General features: G+C 69.3%; 16 protein-coding genes and 3 pseudogenes. 12 read left to right on the top strand and 7 right to left on the bottom strand.

Annotated features, from left to right (window positions below):
• The first annotated feature begins 16 nt into the window (after positions 1-16).
• Together pdxA and rsmA are read left to right on the top strand one after the other, a co-directional pair.
• Positions 17-1,020 (top strand): annotated as a pseudogene (gene pdxA, locus MBEBAB_RS00610) (4-hydroxythreonine-4-phosphate dehydrogenase PdxA).
• Positions 1,017-1,826 (top strand): 16S rRNA (adenine(1518)-N(6)/adenine(1519)-N(6))-dimethyltransferase RsmA, encoded by an 810-nt coding sequence (gene rsmA / locus MBEBAB_RS00605; RefSeq protein ID WP_021695978.1) that lies wholly within the window; start codon positions 1,017-1,019, stop codon positions 1,824-1,826. The pseudogene pdxA and the gene rsmA overlap by 4 nt, the downstream one beginning before the upstream one ends.
• Here rsmA and MBEBAB_RS00600 read toward each other — a convergent pair.
• Entirely contained in the window at positions 1,823-3,061 is a 1,239-nt protein-coding gene (locus MBEBAB_RS00600; protein WP_021695977.1) for a dipeptidase, read from the bottom strand. The two genes, rsmA and MBEBAB_RS00600, sit on opposite strands and share 4 nt — an antisense overlap.
• Before the next feature lie 113 nt (positions 3,062-3,174).
• Here MBEBAB_RS00600 and hemF point away from each other — a divergent pair, with 113 nt between their 5' ends.
• Together hemF and MBEBAB_RS00590 are read left to right on the top strand one after the other, a co-directional pair.
• Positions 3,175-4,053: an oxygen-dependent coproporphyrinogen oxidase gene (hemF, locus tag MBEBAB_RS00595; protein WP_021695976.1), complete on the top strand. Its 879-nt coding sequence runs from the start codon at positions 3,175-3,177 to the stop codon at positions 4,051-4,053.
• A gap of 79 nt (positions 4,054-4,132) precedes the next feature.
• Positions 4,133-4,357: a ribbon-helix-helix domain-containing protein gene (locus MBEBAB_RS00590; RefSeq protein WP_021695975.1), complete on the top strand. Its 225-nt coding sequence runs from the start codon at positions 4,133-4,135 to the stop codon at positions 4,355-4,357.
• Between the two features lie 49 nt (positions 4,358-4,406).
• On the opposite strand, the gene MBEBAB_RS00585 is transcribed toward MBEBAB_RS00590, so the two are convergent.
• Together MBEBAB_RS00585 and MBEBAB_RS00580 are read right to left on the bottom strand one after the other, a co-directional pair.
• Entirely contained in the window at positions 4,407-4,733 is a 327-nt protein-coding gene (locus tag MBEBAB_RS00585) for a hypothetical protein (protein ID WP_021695974.1), read from the bottom strand.
• Between the two features lie 12 nt (positions 4,734-4,745).
• Positions 4,746-4,928 carry a hypothetical protein gene (locus tag MBEBAB_RS00580; protein WP_021695973.1) on the bottom strand — a complete coding sequence of 61 codons (183 nt, stop codon included), beginning with the start codon at positions 4,926-4,928 and terminating at the stop codon, positions 4,746-4,748.
• A gap of 138 nt (positions 4,929-5,066) precedes the next feature.
• Between MBEBAB_RS00580 and MBEBAB_RS00575 the strand changes: the two are divergent.
• The 6 genes and pseudogenes from MBEBAB_RS00575 (at position 5,067) to MBEBAB_RS00555 (ending at position 12,392) form a co-directional block, all read left to right on the top strand.
• Positions 5,067-7,395 (top strand): annotated as a pseudogene (locus MBEBAB_RS00575) (ATP-dependent helicase).
• Positions 7,396-7,456: 61 nt separating this feature from the next.
• The gene (locus tag MBEBAB_RS00570) at positions 7,457-8,809 is read left to right on the top strand and encodes an O-antigen ligase family protein (RefSeq protein ID WP_242397000.1); all 1,353 of its coding nucleotides are present in this window, start codon (positions 7,457-7,459) and stop codon (positions 8,807-8,809) included.
• 63 nt (positions 8,810-8,872) lie between these two features.
• Positions 8,873-10,947: pseudogene (parE, locus tag MBEBAB_RS00565) on the top strand (DNA topoisomerase IV subunit B).
• Positions 10,948-10,970: 23 nt separating this feature from the next.
• Positions 10,971-11,186, top strand: coding sequence for an AbrB/MazE/SpoVT family DNA-binding domain-containing protein (locus MBEBAB_RS00560; protein ID WP_021695969.1), 216 nt, complete (start codon positions 10,971-10,973; stop codon positions 11,184-11,186).
• Positions 11,173-11,532 (top strand): type II toxin-antitoxin system PemK/MazF family toxin, encoded by a 360-nt coding sequence (locus MBEBAB_RS15400; RefSeq protein ID WP_081703363.1) that lies wholly within the window; start codon positions 11,173-11,175, stop codon positions 11,530-11,532. Before MBEBAB_RS00560 ends, MBEBAB_RS15400 begins: the two co-directional genes overlap by 14 nt.
• Positions 11,529-12,392 (top strand): SMP-30/gluconolactonase/LRE family protein, encoded by an 864-nt coding sequence (locus MBEBAB_RS00555; protein ID WP_021695967.1) that lies wholly within the window; start codon positions 11,529-11,531, stop codon positions 12,390-12,392. Before MBEBAB_RS15400 ends, MBEBAB_RS00555 begins: the two co-directional genes overlap by 4 nt.
• Here MBEBAB_RS00555 and MBEBAB_RS00550 read toward each other — a convergent pair.
• Positions 12,389-13,003 carry a hypothetical protein gene (locus MBEBAB_RS00550; protein ID WP_021695966.1) on the bottom strand — a complete coding sequence of 205 codons (615 nt, stop codon included), beginning with the start codon at positions 13,001-13,003 and terminating at the stop codon, positions 12,389-12,391. The two genes, MBEBAB_RS00555 and MBEBAB_RS00550, sit on opposite strands and share 4 nt — an antisense overlap.
• A gap of 163 nt (positions 13,004-13,166) precedes the next feature.
• Here MBEBAB_RS00550 and rpmG point away from each other — a divergent pair, with 163 nt between their 5' ends.
• On the top strand, positions 13,167-13,334 hold the full coding sequence (gene rpmG, locus MBEBAB_RS00545; protein ID WP_021695965.1) for a 50S ribosomal protein L33: 168 nt from the start codon (positions 13,167-13,169) through the stop codon (positions 13,332-13,334).
• Positions 13,335-13,406: 72 nt separating this feature from the next.
• Here rpmG and MBEBAB_RS00540 read toward each other — a convergent pair whose 3' ends face one another.
• Positions 13,407-14,006, bottom strand: a complete 600-nt coding sequence (locus MBEBAB_RS00540; RefSeq protein ID WP_021695964.1) for a glutathione S-transferase family protein — start codon at positions 14,004-14,006, stop codon at positions 13,407-13,409.
• A gap of 110 nt (positions 14,007-14,116) precedes the next feature.
• On the opposite strand from MBEBAB_RS00540, the gene MBEBAB_RS00535 reads away from it, so the two are divergent.
• Positions 14,117-14,434, top strand: a complete 318-nt coding sequence (locus MBEBAB_RS00535; RefSeq protein WP_021695963.1) for a MarR family winged helix-turn-helix transcriptional regulator — start codon at positions 14,117-14,119, stop codon at positions 14,432-14,434.
• 143 nt (positions 14,435-14,577) lie between these two features.
• Here the strand turns inward: MBEBAB_RS00535 and MBEBAB_RS16975 are convergent, their stop codons facing one another.
• Positions 14,578-15,480: a serine/threonine-protein kinase gene (locus MBEBAB_RS16975; RefSeq protein WP_242397013.1), complete on the bottom strand. Its 903-nt coding sequence runs from the start codon at positions 15,478-15,480 to the stop codon at positions 14,578-14,580.
• Positions 15,384-16,151, bottom strand: a complete 768-nt coding sequence (locus MBEBAB_RS16970) for a PP2C family protein-serine/threonine phosphatase (protein ID WP_021695961.1) — start codon at positions 16,149-16,151, stop codon at positions 15,384-15,386. The genes MBEBAB_RS16975 and MBEBAB_RS16970 overlap by 97 nt, the downstream gene beginning before the upstream one ends.
• Positions 16,152-16,471: the final 320 nt, after the last annotated feature.

Below are 16,471 nucleotides of genomic sequence, written 5' to 3'. Positions count from 1 at the left end.
GGCGCCCGCCGCATCCATGCGCGCGCCCCTGGCTCTGACGCTGGGCGAACCCGCCGGAGTCGGTCCGGAGATCATCCACAAGGCCTGGGCTGTACTTAGGGACGACCCGGACGCGGCCTTCGTCGTCATCGGCGACAGCAGGACCCTGGCGGCGGCGGGTGCCTCACCCCTGGCTTCAATCCATGATCCCGCCGAGGCGAGGGCCCGTTTCGGGCAGGCCCTGCCCATCCTCGACAGACCCGCGCCCGCGTCCGTCACGCCGGGCCGCCCCGACGCGGCCAACGCCGGCGCGGTGGCCGACTGGATCGAGCAGGCGGTCAATCTGGCCCTGGTGGGAGACGTGTCCGGCCTCGTCACCGCCCCCATCGCCAAGGCGCCGCTGTACGCCGCCGGCTTTCGCTTTCCGGGCCACACCGAGTTCATCGCCGAACTGACCGCCGACACGCCCTATCCAGCTCGCGGGGGCCGGTGATGATGCTGACCGCCAGGGACCTGCGCGCCTGTCTGGTCACCATCCACGTCTCCCTGGACGAGGTGCCAGAACTGGTCACCGACGCCCGCATCCGCCGCACGGCGCGGGTGGTCCACGAGTGCCTCAAGCGTGATTTCGGCATCGCCCGCCCCCGTCTGGCCATGGCGGCCCTGAACCCCCACGCGGGTGAAGGCGGGGCGCTGGGCCTGCAGGAGATCGAGATCCTGAAGCCGGCGGCCGAGGCCCTGCGCGCCGAGGGGATACAGATCACCGATCCCCTGCCCGCCGACACCCTGTTCCACGACGAGGCGCGCCGCGCCTATGACGCGGCCCTCTGCATGTATCACGATCAGGCCCTGATCCCGGTCAAGACACTGGACTTCTGGGGCGGGGTGAACGCCACCCTGGGCCTGCCCATCATCCGCACCTCGCCGGACCACGGCACAGGCTTCGACATCGCCGGCAAGGGCGTCGCTCGGCCCGACAGCCTGATCGCCGCCATCCGTCTGGCCGCCACCATGGCCGACGCCCGCCACGCCGCCTCATGACCGACCTCCCCTCCCTGCGCGAAACCCTGGACGCCCACGGGCTGTCGGCCAAGAAGAGCTTCGGCCAGCACTTCCTGCTGGACCTGAACGTCACGCGAAAGATCGTCCGCCTCGCCGGGCCGTTCGAGGGCCGTGCGGTGATCGAGGTGGGCCCCGGCCCCGGCGGCCTGACCCGCGCCCTGCTGGAAAGCGATGCGGGCAAGGTGGTGCTGGTCGAGAAGGACCCCCGCTTCGTCCCCCTGCTCACCGAACTGGACGACGGGTCGGGTCGCCTCGAGATCATCCAGGCCGACGCCCTGAAGGTGAAGGAAGCCGAGCTTGTCGATGGCCCGGCGCATCTGGTGTCCAACCTGCCCTACAATGTGGGCACGCCGTTGCTGATCAAGTGGCTGACCGGCCCGTGGACGCCCCACGCCCTGACCCTGATGTTCCAGAAGGAGGTGGCCCAGCGGGTCGCCGCCGACGTGGGCGACGACGCCTACGGCCGTCTGGCGGTCATCAGCCAGGCGGTGTGCGAGGCGCGCGTGGTCATGGATCTGCCGGCCCGCGCCTTCACCCCGCCGCCGCGAGTGGACTCCGCCGTGGTCCATCTGACGCCCCGGCCCGACCGGCCCGAGCCCGCTGTGCTGAAGCGGCTGGAGCAGGTCACCGCCGCCGCCTTCGGCCAGCGCCGCAAGATGCTGCGGTCCAGCCTCAAGACCCTGGGCGGCGCGGCCCTGTGCGAAGCCGCCGGCATCGACCCCGACGCGCGGGCCGAGACCGTCGACGTGGCAGGCTTCCTGCGCATGGCCCGCGCCGAGATCTAGTCGTCGATGCGGGCCAGGGACGGACGCTGGTCCGCCATTCGCGCCGCCGTCGCCTCCGCCGCTCGCATGGCCCGCAGCACGTTCTCGCCCGACAGCTTGCGGATGTCCGCTTCCGACCAGCCCCGCCGCATCAGTTCAGCCAGCAGGGCGGGGTAGGTCTCTACCCCGGTCAGGCCCTCGGGCAACGACCCGACCCCGTCGAAATCGCCGCCCAGCCCCACGTGATCCACCCCCGCTACCCGACGAATGTGGTCGATGTGATCCGCCACGTCGGCGATGGTCGCGACCGGCGCCGGATTCGCGTCACGCCACGCGGCCAGCCCCGCCGTCACGGCCTCGGGATCACCCGGGTTGAGCGATTGCAGCCGCGCCCGCTCGGCCGCCATGGCCGCGCCGTGGGCCCGCACATCCTCGTTCACGAAGCCCGGCACGAAGGTGACCATGACCACCCCGCCGTCCTCGGGCATCAGGCGCAGCACGCTGTCGGGCACATTGCGCGGGTGGTCGGTCACGGCGCGGGCCGAGGAGTGGGAGAAGATCACCGGCGCCGCGGACACCCGCATGGCGTCCATCATGGTGGCCTCGGACACATGGCTCAGGTCCACCAGCATGCCCAGCCGGTTCATCTCGCGCACCACCGCTTCGCCGAAGGGCGTCAGGCCGTCGTGCTGCGGCGCATCGGTGGCCGAGTCGGCCCAGCTGGTGGTCGCCGAATGGGTCAGGGTCATGTAGCGCACGCCCGCCTCGAAGAACTGGCGCAGCAGACCCATGGACTCCGCGATGGAGTATCCGCCCTCGATGCCGATCAGCGACGCGATGCGGCCCTCCCGATGGAGACGCTCCACATCGTCCGCCGTGGCCGCGAAAGCGAAGGCGTCCGGATAGGCGGCCAGCATCCGGTTGACCACGTCGATCTGCTCGAAGGTCGCCCGGGCGGCCTCCAGCGGCTCCATGCCGGCGGGCACATACACGGACCAGAACTGCGCCCCCACCCCGCCGGACCGCAGGCGGGGGATGTCCGTGTGCAGCGACGGCGCCAGTCCCGACTGGTCCTGGGTCAGGTCCACCCCGTGCACGTCCGAGCCGAACCGCTGGCGCAGCGCCCAGGGCAGGTCGTTGTGCCCGTCGACCAGCGGCGTGGTCTCGAGGATCGCGCGCGCCTGTTCGGGCGTCTGGGATGCGGCGGGGACGGCCATGACAAGGCTGACAACGGCGGCGGCGGCGAAACGGTTCATGAAGCGACTCCCCTGATCGAACGGCGCCAGAGTGTCCGCCCCGGTCCTGCGACACAAGCGCCCGCGATCGCCGGCTCTGTTGCGCGGGGCTCAACCGTGGTTTCAATCGCCCCATGACCGACACCCCTGATCCCGCCATGGATGACCGCAAAGCCCGCGCCCGCGCCTGGTTCGAAGAGTTGCGCGACCGCATCTGCGCCGCCTTCGAGGCGCTGGAGGACGAGGCCCCCGCCGATCTCTATCCGGGCGAGCCGGGCCGGTTCGTGCGCACCCCCTGGAACCGCGAAGCGGGCGGCGGCGGCGTCATGGGCATGATGCACGGCCGCCTGTTCGAGAAGGTGGGCGTGCACGTCTCCACCGTCCACGGCGAGTTCCCGGCGGATTACGCCAGACAGGTGCCGGGCGCGGCGGACGATCCCCGCTTCTTCGCCACGGGCGTCAGCCTGATCGCCCACATGAAGAGCCCCCGCGTGCCCGCCGTGCACATGAACACCCGCTTCATCGCCACGACCAAAAGCTGGTTCGGCGGCGGCGCCGACCTGACCCCGCTGCTGGCCTGGCAACGTCAGCAGGACTTCCCGGACGCGGTCGATTTCCACGCGGCCATGCAGGGAGCCTGCGACGCCCACGACCCGGACTGGCATGCCAAATACAAGGCCTGGTGCGAGGAGTATTTCTTCCTGCCCCACCGCAACGAGCCGCGCGGCGTCGGCGGCATCTTCTACGACCACCACGACAGCGGCGACTGGGACCGGGACTTCGCCTTCACCCGCGACGTGGGTCTGGCCTTTCTGGACGTCTATCCCCGGCTGGTGCGCGCGCGGATGGGCGAACCGTGGACGGAGGCTGAACGCGAGGAACAGCTCATAAGACGCGGACGATACGTGGAATTCAATCTGCTCTACGATCGGGGCACCACCTTCGGCCTGAAGACCGGCGGCAATGTGGACTCGATCCTCAGCTCAATGCCGCCCGAGGTGAAATGGCCGTAGGATCGGGCCGCCTCATGATGACCCGCCCGAAGTTGCGAACGAACCTGCGTAACCTGACCCGGATTGATGGGACCGTGTTGTGTCGACCCTGAAGAAGCGCTCCGTCCTGCTCGCCGGCCACGCCACCTCGGTGGCGCTGGAGCCGGAATTCTGGGCGGTGCTGGACGAGATCGCAGCCCATGACGGCCTGACCGCCGCGGGCCTGGTGGCCCGTATCGATGCGAACCGCGGTCGACGGCCCCTCGCCTCGGCCTGTCGCCTGACCGCCCTGGACTGGCGCGGTCGCCATCCGGTCGGGCCATAGAAAAACGCCCCGGCCGCTGGGACCGGGACGTCAGTCTGTTTTCCGAAGCTTATTCCGCCGTGGCGGGCGCCGGATCCGGTGCCGGGGCCTCCGGCAGCGGGTTGGCCGGGGGCTCGGGCATATCAGGCAGAGTGGGCGCCTCGATGCTGATGTCCACGTCGCGGTCCTCGGACGTCGGGGTCATGGCGCCGCCGGACCAGAACACCCAGGCCAGGATCGCCACCAGCACAACCAGGCCGCCGACGATGAAGATCAGCCAGCCGCTGCCTCCCCCGCCGGATTTCTCGGGCGGCGGCGCATTGTTGTGGATGGTCGTCTGGGGCCGGGGCTCTTCCGGGGGCGGGGTCGAGGTCGGAGGCAGGTTGGGGTCGGTCATGAAGCGTGCTCCTTATTCGCCGGCGGGCGCTGCGGGCGCCTCAGGCATGCTGACATCGATGTCCACGTCCTTTTCGCCGCCCGGCATGCCGCCGCCCGCGAACAGGAACCAGGCGATGACGATCACCACCACGAGCAGTCCGCCGACGATGAACGCCAGGCCGGAGTTGCCGCCTCCCTTGCCGTCTTCCGCCATGATTGAATCCTCCCATTGTTTTCTGATGGAGCCGGAACGGGATCGAAGCCTTGCGGTTCCCTGCGGTCGCGCTGGCGCGTCGCTGCGTGCTACTTATGTTCTCCCTTTCCGAATCCGCATCAGGCAGCCTTTCGTTTCGTGACCGATCTTCCGTCTCCCCGCATTTCCGACCTGGCCCGCGCCCGCCCGCCCGAGGCGCCCCGCAGGGCGCCGGCGACTACATGGCCGGGCTCAATCCCGAACAGCGGCTGGCGGTCGAGACCACCGAGGGGCCGGTGCTGGTGCTGGCGGGCGCGGGCACGGGCAAGACGCGGGTCCTGACCACCCGGCTGGCGCACATCCTGGCCACGGGCAAGGCCCGGCCGTGGGAGCTGCTGGTGGTCACCTTCACCAACAAGGCCGCGCGGGAGATGCGAGAGCGGATCACCCATCTGATCGGGCCGTCGGCCGAGGGCCTGCGCTGGCTGGGCACCTTCCACAGCGTGGCCGCCCAGATCCTGCGCCGCCATGCGGAGCTGGTGGGGTTGAAATCCAGCTTCACCATCCTCGACATGGACGATCAGGAACGGGTGCTGAAACAGCTGCTGGAAGCGGCCAACATCGACACCAAACGGTGGACGCCCCGATCCCTGTCCGGGATGATCGACCACTGGAAGAACCGCGGCTGGACCCCGGACACCCTGCCGGCGGGCGAGGACTTCGCCAACGGCAAGGGCAAGGGTCTGTACGCCGCCTATCAGGCGCGGCTGGTGTCACTGAACGCCTGCGATTTCGGCGACCTGCTGCTGCACAACCTGACCATCCTGGGCAAGAACCCGGCCTGGCCGAGGACTATCGGCGGCGGTTCAAATACATCCTGGTGGACGAGTATCAGGACACCAACGTGGCCCAGTACCTGTGGCTGCGGCTGCTGTCGTCCTCCACCGGCAACGTCTGCTGCGTCGGCGATGACGACCAGTCCATCTATGGCTGGCGCGGCGCCGAGGTGGACAACATCCTCCGCTTCGAGCGGGATTTCCCGGGCGCGAAGGTGATCCGGCTGGAGCGCAACTATCGCTCCACCTCGCACATCCTCGGCGCCGCCTCGGGCCTGATCGAGGCCAACAAGGGCCGTCTGGGCAAGACCCTTTGGACCGAGGCCGACGGCGGCGAGAAGGTGCGGGTGCAGGGCGTCTGGGACGGCGAGGCCGAAAGCCGCCTGATCGCCGACGAGATCGAGACCCAGCGCCGCGCGGGCCGCAAATACAGCGACATCGCCATTCTGGTGCGCGCCTCGTTCCAGATGCGGGCGTTCGAGGAGCGGTTCGTCCTGCTGGCCATTCCCTACACCGTCGTGGGCGGACCGCGCTTCTTCGAGCGGGCCGAGATCCGCGACGCCCACGCCTATCTGCGCCTGATCCAGTCCGAGGACGACGATCTGGCGTTCGAGCGCATCGTCAATACGCCCAAGCGCGGCATCGGCGACACCTCGGTGCAGAAGATCCTGGCCATCGCGCGCCAGCACAACCTGTCCGCCCTGACCGCCGTGCGCGGCCTGATCAACACCGACGAACTGCAGGCCCGCACCCGCACGGCCCTGTCCAATTTCGTGCGCGACCTGGACCGCTGGCGGGCCATGGCGGGGACCGTGACCCACGGCGAGCTGACCGAAACCATTCTGGAGGAAAGCGGCTACACCGACATGCAGCGCGCCGACCGGGCGAGCGGCCAGACCCGGCTGGACAACCTCAAGGAGCTGACCCAGTCCATGCAGGCGTTCGACAGCCTGCAGGCCTATCTGGAGCACGTCTCGCTGGTCATGGATCTGGACCGGGGCGCGGGCGAGGATGCGGTGCAGATCATGACCCTGCACGCCGCCAAGGGGCTGGAGTTCCCGCTGGTCTTTCTGCCCGGCTGGGAGGAAGGGGTGTTCCCGTCCCAGCGCAGCATCGACGAGAAGGGCGAGAAGGGTCTGGAGGAGGAACGGCGCCTCGCCTACGTGGGCGTCACCCGGGCCCGCGAGGACGCGCGCATCAGCTTCGCCGCCAACCGTCTGGTCTATGGCCGCTGGACCAGCCAGCTGCCCAGCCGCTTCGTGGACGAACTGCCCATCGACCATGTGCAGGCCGAGAGCGACACCGGCTATTACGGCGCCGGGCCGGGTCTGAAGGAAGCCAAGTCCCGCTGGGACGACACGCCGGTGTTCGGCGCGGGATACTCCAGCCCCGGCTGGAAGCGCGCCCAGAGCTTCACCGCCTCCACCACGCCCCGCGACCGCATGGCCCGCAACGCCGTCATCGAGGGCAAGGGCCGCCTGATCGCCACGGGGGACCCGAAGGCGTCGTCCAACTGGGCGCGCGGCGAGCGCGTGTTCCACCAGAAGTTCGGCTACGGCGCGATCCGCGCCATCGAGGGCAACAAGCTGGTGGTGGACTTCGAGAAGGCCGGCGAGAAGAAGGTGATCGATACGTTCGTGGAGAAGACGTAGGCCCGAGGGCCACGCTTCCCAGTAAGCCAATCCTTAACGCCCGGCGCGCAACCTCCACCGCGTGACTCGCACACCCGCCACACCCCCGCACAGGACGCCGCCGCCCGGTTACCGGGAGCCGGCCCTGTGGGAGCGCGTGGCGTCGATCGGGCTGCTGATCATGCTGTCGGGCGCCATCCTCGGGCCGGTGTTCGCGCCGTCCAGCGGCGGGGGCGCGGACTCCAGCCTGCTGCGGCTGATGTGGCTGCCGGCCTATGTGGCGATCCTCGGCCTGATGGCGTCGCGGTATGAGGCCATGGCGCGGCTGTGGTTTCCGCTGTTTCTCCTGCTTCTTCTGGCGTTGCTGGCCTATGCCTCGCGCTACTGGTCGCTGGCGCCGGACATCACCATCCGGCGGGTGATCGCCCTGGTGATGAGCACCTTTTTCGCGGTCTATCTGGCCGCCGCCTGGCCGGGGCGACGGCTGCCGGTGCTGCTGACCCAGACGGCGCTGATCCTGGCGGTGCTCAGCCTGATCTTCGTGGTGGCCCTGCCCTCCATCGGCATTCACCAGGACGTCAACGCCGGGCTGTGGCGCGGCGTCTGGTACGAGAAGAACACCATGGGCTGGGTCATGGTGGCGGGGGCCGTGTCCGCCGCCGCCGTGCTGGCCTCGCCGGGGCCACACCGGGCGCTGGCCATGGTCGCCTTTCCGTTTTGCGTGCTGATGATCCTGGGCACCCAGTCCAAGACCGCCCTGCTGTGCCTGATGGCCGCGTGCGGGATTATCGGCGGGCTGTGGGTGCTGAGAAAGGTGGGGCCGGCTCTGGCCGTGGCGGGGGTCTGGACCGGTGTGGTGGCCGTGGCGGCGGGCGTGGGCATCCTGATTTCCGCGCCGGAGTTCATTCTTGAGGCCTTGGGCAAGGACCCGTCCCTGACCGGGCGCACCGAAATCTGGGAGGCCATCGGCCGCTTCAGCGAGCAGCGGCCCATGACCGGCTACGGCTACGCTGCTTTCTGGGGCCTCCATTCCGACCCGGCCAACTACATCCGCGTCCAGAACCAGTGGGACGTGCCCTCGGCCCACCAGGGCTGGCTGGAGGTGCTGATCCAGCTGGGCTGGATCGGGGTTTGGTCCGTGGGCGCCGTGGTGGTGATCGGCGTCATGGGCAGCTTCCTGCGCCTGCCCGTGGCGGGCCGTCAGGAAGGCTTCTGGGCGGCGGGTTATCTGGCCGCCTTCCTGCTGCTGAGCCTGTCGGAAAGCGTTCTGCTGCGGCACCAGGACCTGCCGTGGGTCCTGTTCATGGCGGTGCTGGCGCGGGCCTTTGCGCCCCTGACGCCGCCGGAAGTCATCGACGACCCCCGACGGCGCGCGCCCGCACGACGGCCTGTGGCGCGGCCCCTGCCCGTCCATGCCCGCGCGCTGAACCGCTGACGCTTGCTACCGAAGGCGTCGGGGCTTAGCTGATCGCTCCCCGAATCGCGGCAAGACTGGCGCATGACTTCTCCCGCTTCCCTGTTTGACGACCTTCCCGAGCCCGCCCCCAAGGCGGACAAGCCCGAACTGAAGGTCCAGGCCCCCGCCGCGCCCGAGGCCGTGGCCGCGCCGGTAGAGACGCATCCGGCCCCCACGGGCGGGGCGGCCAACGCCTATTCCGCCTCGTCCATCGAGGTGCTCGAGGGGCTGGAGCCGGTGCGCAAGCGGCCCGGCATGTACATCGGCGGCACCGACGAACGGGCCCTGCACCACCTGTTCGCCGAGGTGCTGGACAACGCCATGGACGAGGCCGTGGCCCGCCACGCCAAACTGATCACCGTCGATCTGGACGCCGAGGGCTTCCTGTCCGTGCGCGACGACGGCCGGGGCATCCCGGTGGATCCGCACCCCAAGCACCCGGGCAAGTCGGCGCTCGAGGTCGTCATGACGGTGCTGCACTCGGGCGGCAAATTCTCGGGCAAGGCCTATGAGACCTCCGGCGGCCTGCACGGCGTGGGCGTGTCCGTGGTCAACGCCCTGTCGGAACGGCTGGACGTCACCGTCTGGCGCGACGGGCATGAATGGCGGCAGTCGTTCAGCCGGGGGCACCCGCTGGGCCCCATCGAACAGGTCGGGACCAGCCGCAAGAAGGGCACCCTGATCCGCTTCCGCCCGGATGAGGAGATCTTCGGCCACGGCGCGGCCTTCAAGCCCGCGCGGCTGTACCGCATGACGCGGTCCAAGGCCTATCTGTTCCGGGGCGTCGAGATCAGATGGACCTGCGCGCCGGAGCGGATCACCGACGCCACCCCCGCCGAGGCGACCCTGCATTTCCCCGGCGGTCTGGCCGACGCCCTGGCCGAGCGCATCGGCGAGATCGACACCGTGACCCCCGCCTTCGCGGGCCGGGTCGAGAAGAAGGGCGAGGCCGGGGCTGTGGAATGGGCCGTGACCTGGTCGCCCATCGGTTTCGGCGACGCCGACAGCTTCGTCTCGTCCTACTGCAACACCGTGCCGACGCCCGACGGCGGGACGCACGAGGCCGGCTTCCGCTCGGCCCTGGTCAAGGGCCTGAAGGCCTATGGCGAGATGTCGGGCGAAAAGCGCGCGGGCCTGATCACCGCCGAGGACGTGATCGCCAACGCCGGGGCCATGGTGTCGGTGTTCATCCGCAATCCCGAGTTTCAGGGCCAGACCAAGGACCGCCTGTCCTCGCCCGAGGGGCAGCGCCTAACCGAACAGTTGGTGCGCGACCCGTTCGACCACTGGCTGACCGAAAGTCCCAAACAGGCCTCGACCCTGCTGGGCTTTGTCATCGACCGGGCCGAGGACCGTCTGCGTCGCCGCAAGGACAAGGAAGTCCAGCGCGCCGCCGCCACCCGCAAGCTGCGCCTGCCCGGCAAGCTGTCGGACTGCTCGCGCCAGGCGGCACAGGGCACAGAGCTGTTCATCGTCGAGGGCGACTCGGCCGGCGGCTCGGCCAAACAGGCGCGGGACCGCACCACCCAGGCCATCCTGCCCCTGCGCGGCAAGATCCTGAACGTGGCGTCGGCCACCGCCGACAAGCTGCGCCAGAACGTGGAGCTGACCGACCTGATGCTGGCGCTGGGCGTGCAGGCGGGCAGTCGGTTCAGCGTCGATGACCTGCGCTATGAGCGCATCGTCATCATGACCGACGCGACGTGGACGGGGCGCACATCGCCGCCCTGCTGATCACCTTCTTCTACCGTGCCATGCCGGACCTGATCCGTCAGGGCCGGCTGTTCATGGCCCTGCCCCCGCTCTACCGCATCAGCGCCGGACCGCTCAGCGACTACGCCCGCGACGACGCGCACAGGGACGAACTGCTGGCCACCACCTTCAAGGGCAAGAAGGTCGAGATCGGCCGCTTCAAGGGCCTGGGCGAGATGATGGCGGCCCAGCTCAAGGAGACCACCATGGATCCGAAGAAGCGCACCCTGGCCCGCGTCACCCTGCCTGAGAGCGAGGACGAGATCATGGATCTGGTCGAGCGTCTGATGGGCCGCAAGGCCGAGGCCCGTTTCGACTTCATCCAGCAGAACGCGCGGTTCGCGGTGGCGGAGCTTGACGTGTAGCAGGTAAGGATTATCCTTACGTCATGATCACCAGCCGTCTTACCAGCAAGGCCCAGACGACCATTCCTCAGGCCGTCCGCAACGCGCTTGGTCTGAAGGAAGGCGATGAACTGGCCTATGAGATCAAGGATGGCCGGGTCACGCTGATCAAGGCCAGAGCGCCCGTTCAGGACGACCCCTTCGCGACCTTTGACGAGTGGGACGGCGAAGCGGATCGTCGGGCCTATGCCGATCTTTGAGCCCGGCGATATCGTTCGGGCTCCCTTTCCCTACACGGATCGGAATACCGAGCAGCATCGACCCGCGCTGGTGGTTTCCAGCATGCCCTTGGGACCCGCGGGGCGTCTGGTCTGGATTCTCATGATCACAAGCGCCGAAAATCGACCATGGGACGGCGACGTGTCCTTTGGGGATGACTATGGCGAAGCCGGCTTGCCGGCGCCGTCGGTGATCAGGACGGCGAAAATCGCCACCGTCGAAACCGGACGTCTCTCGCCAATCGGCCGAGCCCCGCCCATCGTCTTGAGCGCAGTGCATCGACGCTTGGACGCCATACTGACCCTTCCTCCCGGAGATCAGCCATGAAGACCCTCGCCCGGCTCGCCCTGCCCACCGCCCTGGCCTTCGCCGCGCCGGCCGCCGCCCAGCAGGTGATCGCCGACGTAGGGTTCCAGAACTCCGAGGCGGTCCGCTACGACGCGGCGGAGGATCGCTACATCGTCGCCAACCTGGGGCCGCGCGGGCCCGGCAACGACGGCTTCGTCTCGCTGGTGTCGCCCGAGGGCGCGGTGCTGGAGCTGAAGTGGATCGAGGGCGGCGTCGACGGCCTTAGCCTCCATGAGCCTTTGGGCCTGTTCATCCGGGGCGACGAGATCCATGTGGCGGACCAGAGAGCCATCCGGATTTTCGACCGGCGCACCGGCGCGCCGCTGCGCTCCATCGACGTGCCGGACGCGGTGCGCCTGAACGACCTGTACGTCACCGAGGCGGGCGTCGCCTATGTCACCGATTCCGGCACCGACACCGACCCCGGCGCCCTGTACCGCATCCAGCCGGACGGGACGGTGGAGGCGTTCGTCGCGCGATCGGCCGACCTGCACCGGGTCAACGGCGTCGCGGTGACGGCGGAGGGCCTGGTGGTGCACGGGGGCCTGCTGTCGGACGTGCTGACCTTCCGCGATGCGCAGACCGGCGCGGTGGTGCGGGAACTGACCCTGCCCACCGGCCGCATCGACGGCATTGTTCCCCTCGCCGACGGCGGCCTGCTGGTGGCCAGCCAGAACGGTCACAACGTCTATCACGTCAGCGCCGGGGGCGAGGCCCGCGCGGTGGCGGCCGACATCCCCGTGCCCGCCGCCATCGGTTACGACACCCGCCGCGGCCGCCTTCTGGTCCCCCAGATTGTCGCCTCGTCCGTGACGATCTTCGAGATCGAGGTGGACTAGCCCTGGTCCTCCAGCGGCTCGGTCAGGTCGAAGGCGACGCGCAGCAGGCGGTTCTCGCGGGCCAGTTCATAGACATAGGTGTCGCCGGGGTTCACCTCGACCGCCCAGACATTGGTGGTCGAAACCTGGGCGTCGGTGCGGTTGAACAGGTCGATGGAGAACTGATCCACCGGGAACTCCTGACGCGTGGCGGTGCCCTCGGTCTCGGTGTCGCCGCCGTACCAGTGCAGGGTGTGCTCCGTGCCGTCCGGGTCGCGGTGGTCGTGCTTCAGGGTCAGGCCGCCGTCGTCGTTGCGGGTGATGACCCAGGTGCGGCTGTGGTCCTCGCCGACCCAGAACGGGATGCGGATCTCGGTGTCGGAACAGTCGCGCACGTGCATCAGCAGGCGCTGGGCGCGGAAATCGTCGTCCACGGGGTCGTCGGTGACCACCTCGCCCTCGAACCGCTGGCCGCACAGCTCGGTCAGATTGGCGAAGAAGGCGTCCTGGGCGTCGGCGGTCCCGGTTTCCGCCGCCGGAGCCTCGTCATTGGCGGGCTGGGAGCAGGCGGCGATGGCCAGGGCGGACAGGATGACGACGGGGGCGCTGAAGGCCTTCAGGGTGCTTTTCATGGCCGTCAGCCTAACGGCCAGGCCGCCCCGCACAAGGAAAACCGGCGCACACGCGCACAAGGTCCGCCCCGCCGTTGACTTTGGCGCGGGCCTGAGTATGTTCCGCCGCTCCGATTTTCGCGGCCGAGACTCACGTTTCGACGCTTGCTCCAAGGTAGTCCCGATGGCCAAACCGGCTTCCATCAAGATCCGCCTGAACTCCACGGCGGACACCGGCTTCTTCTACGTCACCAAGAAGAACGCCCGCACCATGACCGAGAAGATGGTCGTCCGTAAGTACGACCCGGTCGCGAAGAAGCACGTCGAATTCAAGGAAGGCAAGATCAAGTAATCCTTGATCTGCTGACTGAATTGAAAGCGCCCGGTCGCCCGACCGGGCGTTTTGCTTTGCCTGACCCCCGGCTCAGGCGGGCTCGTTCGCCTTGAACGGCGCCATCTGTTCGGCTAGGGCCCGCCTGAATGCCGGCCGCGCCGTGCACCGCTCCAGATAGGCCGACAGCGCCGGATAGTCCGTCAGGATGTCCAGGTGCCGCAGGTTCCTCAGCACCGTGGCCATCAGGATGTCGGCGGCGCTGAACTGGCCGCCCACGAACCACGGACGCTCGCCCAGCGCCGTCTGAAGATCATCCAGGCGGCGGCGCAGGGCGGCCTCGACCTGCGGACGGCGCTCCACCGTCCAGCTCTCGCCTTCATAGAACAGGTCGATCAGCACCAGATTGGTGACGAAGGGCTCCACGCTGTTCAGGGCCGCGAACATCCAGGTCATGACCATGGCCCGCCCGGCTTCATCCCGAGGCATCAACTGATCAGACTTCTGGGCCAGATAGAGGACGATGGCGCCGGACTCGAACATCTCCACCCGGTCGTCGCGAAAGGCCGGCACCTGACCGAACGGCTGCCAGGCCCGGTACGTAGGCGACGCCTGATCCTCGGGGCCCAGAAGGTGGTCGTCATAGCCGAACCCCGCCTCCTCCAGAGCCCACCGGACCCTGAGGTCACGCACCAGCCTTGGGCGAAAGGCGGGACCCACTTAAACGCGGACACCTGCATCATGACGCACTCCTCTCCGTTTCACTGCTTGCGTTTTACGTTGATATCAACATAATTACAGCTATGTCAAAGACGATCCCCGCCGCCTTCCAGGCCACCCTGCACATCCGCGACCATTGCCTGTGCCTGCACGCCCAGCGGGCGGCGCGACGGCTGGCGCGGCGATTCGACGAGGCGTTCCGCCCTCTCGGCATCACCAGCGGACAGTTCTCGCTGATGAACGGCCTGAACCGCCCCACGCCGCCGCCCATCAGCGCGCTGGCGACCCTGCTGGCCATGGACCGGTCCACCGTGACTGCCAACCTCAAGCCGCTGGAGCGTCAGGGGCTGGCGACCGTTTCAATCGATCCCGAGGACCGGCGCAGCGCCGCGCGACCCTGACCGACGAGGGCCGCGCCCTGCTGGCCCGCGCCACCCCCATCTGGATCGCCGTGCACGGCGCGCTCGAGGTCGAACTGGACGGCGGTGGGGACGCGTTGCGAGCCGGCCTGAACGCGGTAGGGTGCCCCTGATCCGCGGTGCTCTTACCCCAGCACCAGCGACACGATCAGGGCGATCAGCAACACCAGGCTGACTCCCTTCCAGAACCGCACCGGGTCGCGCTCCAGCAGCGACATCTCGCGCGCCGGCTCCACCGCCAGCGCCCCGCCGCTCTCCAGCGCCTGCACCAGATCCTGCACGTCGGCCCAGCGGTGGGCCGGGTCCGGCGCGATGGCCCGCATGATCGCCGCCTCCAGCCAGGCGGGCGCGTCCGGCCGCCGCCGCGTCAGGGGCGTGGGCCGCTCGTACGGCAGGCGGCTGTCCGGATCGATCTCGCCCCACGGCGCCTCGCCCGCGAACAGCCGGTACAGCGTCACGCCCAGGGCGAACTGGTCGGTCTTCTCGTCCCCGTCGCTGTCGCCCGCGAACATCTCCGGGGCCACGAAGCCGGGGGTGCCCGGGGCCCGCGCGCCGGTCTCCTCCACCCGCTCCACCCTGGCCACGCCCAGGTCGATCAGCTTGACCCCGCCGTCCGGGCCCAGGATCACATTGTCCGGCTTGATGTCCCGGTGCACGACCCCCTGCCGGTGCAGGGCCATGACCGCCCGCGCGATGCAGGCCGCGATGGCCACCCCCTCGGCCATGGGGATGGGCTCGCCCCGCGACAGCCGCCCGTGCAGGGTGCCGCCCTCATAGAAGGGCTGGACGTTGTACAGCCGGCTCTGACGCGCCGGGTCGACCGGCAGGGTCCGGCCCAGATGGGGGCTGTCCACATGCTGGCCGATGAAGGCCTCGCGCAGCAGGATGGCGCGCAGGTCCGCCTCGGGCAGCTTTCCGGGCTTGGGAAATTTCAGCACCACGGGGTCGCCCCCCTGCCGATCCCGCGCCAGAAACAGCCGCGTGTGCCGCCCGTCGGCCAGTTGCCGCTCCAGCCGCCAGTCGTCCACGATCTCGCCGGCCTTCGGCGGCGGCGGCATGGGCAGGGCCTCGCTGCGGGCCCCAGCGACGCCCAGTCCAGCGCCCCGGTGCGGATCACGTCGATGACGATGGCGGTGGCGTTGTCCTGCCCGTCCGCCGCCAGCGCCGCCTGGACGACGGCCTGGGCGTCGGCGTCCGGCGAGGCGCGGCGGCCCAGAATGCGGCCGATCTCGGCCTCGTTCAGCGCCCGGTGCGCCCCGTCGGTGGTCAGCAGCAACCGGTCGTGCGGCTCCAGCGCCTGCACCCGCACGTCCAGCTTCACGTCGGACTCGATGCCCACGGCGCGGAACAGCATGTGGTCCTGCCCCGGCCGGTTCAGCACATGGTCGTCGGTCAGACGGGTCAGCACCCCGTCGCGCCAGTGCCACGCCCGGCTGTCGCCCACATGGACCACCGTCGCTTCGCGCCCGCGCAGGATCATGGCCGTGAACGTGGCCGCCGCGCCCTCCATCTTGGGGTCGCTGCGCCCGGTCGCATGGAGCCAGCGGTTGAACCCGCGCAAGGCCGCCGTCGCCGACGCCGCCACCCCCGACAGGGGCTTCTGGTCCAGATAGCCGTCGATGAAGCTGCGCACCGCCAGCTCGGCCGCCACGCGCCCGCCCCGGGCCCCGCCGACGCCATCCGCAATGGCCGCGATCACCCCATGCAGGCGCTGCTCCTCGGGCGAGCCAGGTGCACCCCGCCAAAGTCCTGATTATCCGCCCGCGGCCCCCGCTCCGTAGCGAACCCCGCCGCGACCTCCAGCCTGTCGTCCGGCATATCCCCTCGCTGGCGACGTCAGGGGAGCGAGCATGGATTGTGCAGTGCGAAAGGGCAATGGGGCGCATCCCGACAGCCCCGACGGAGCCAAGCCTAGCCCCTTGTCATCCCGGAAGCCGCGCCAGCGGCTATCCGGGACGGGACGGCAGCGCCCCACCACTCACCAGTGCAGGGTAAAGGTCCCCCCACTGAGGGTTCCCC

This window comes from Brevundimonas abyssalis TAR-001, assembly GCF_000466985.1.
Lineage (GTDB): Bacteria > Pseudomonadota > Alphaproteobacteria > Caulobacterales > Caulobacteraceae > Brevundimonas > Brevundimonas abyssalis.
Note: the sequence above shows the minus strand (reverse complement) of the source record. Positions and strands in the feature narration are given on the sequence as shown.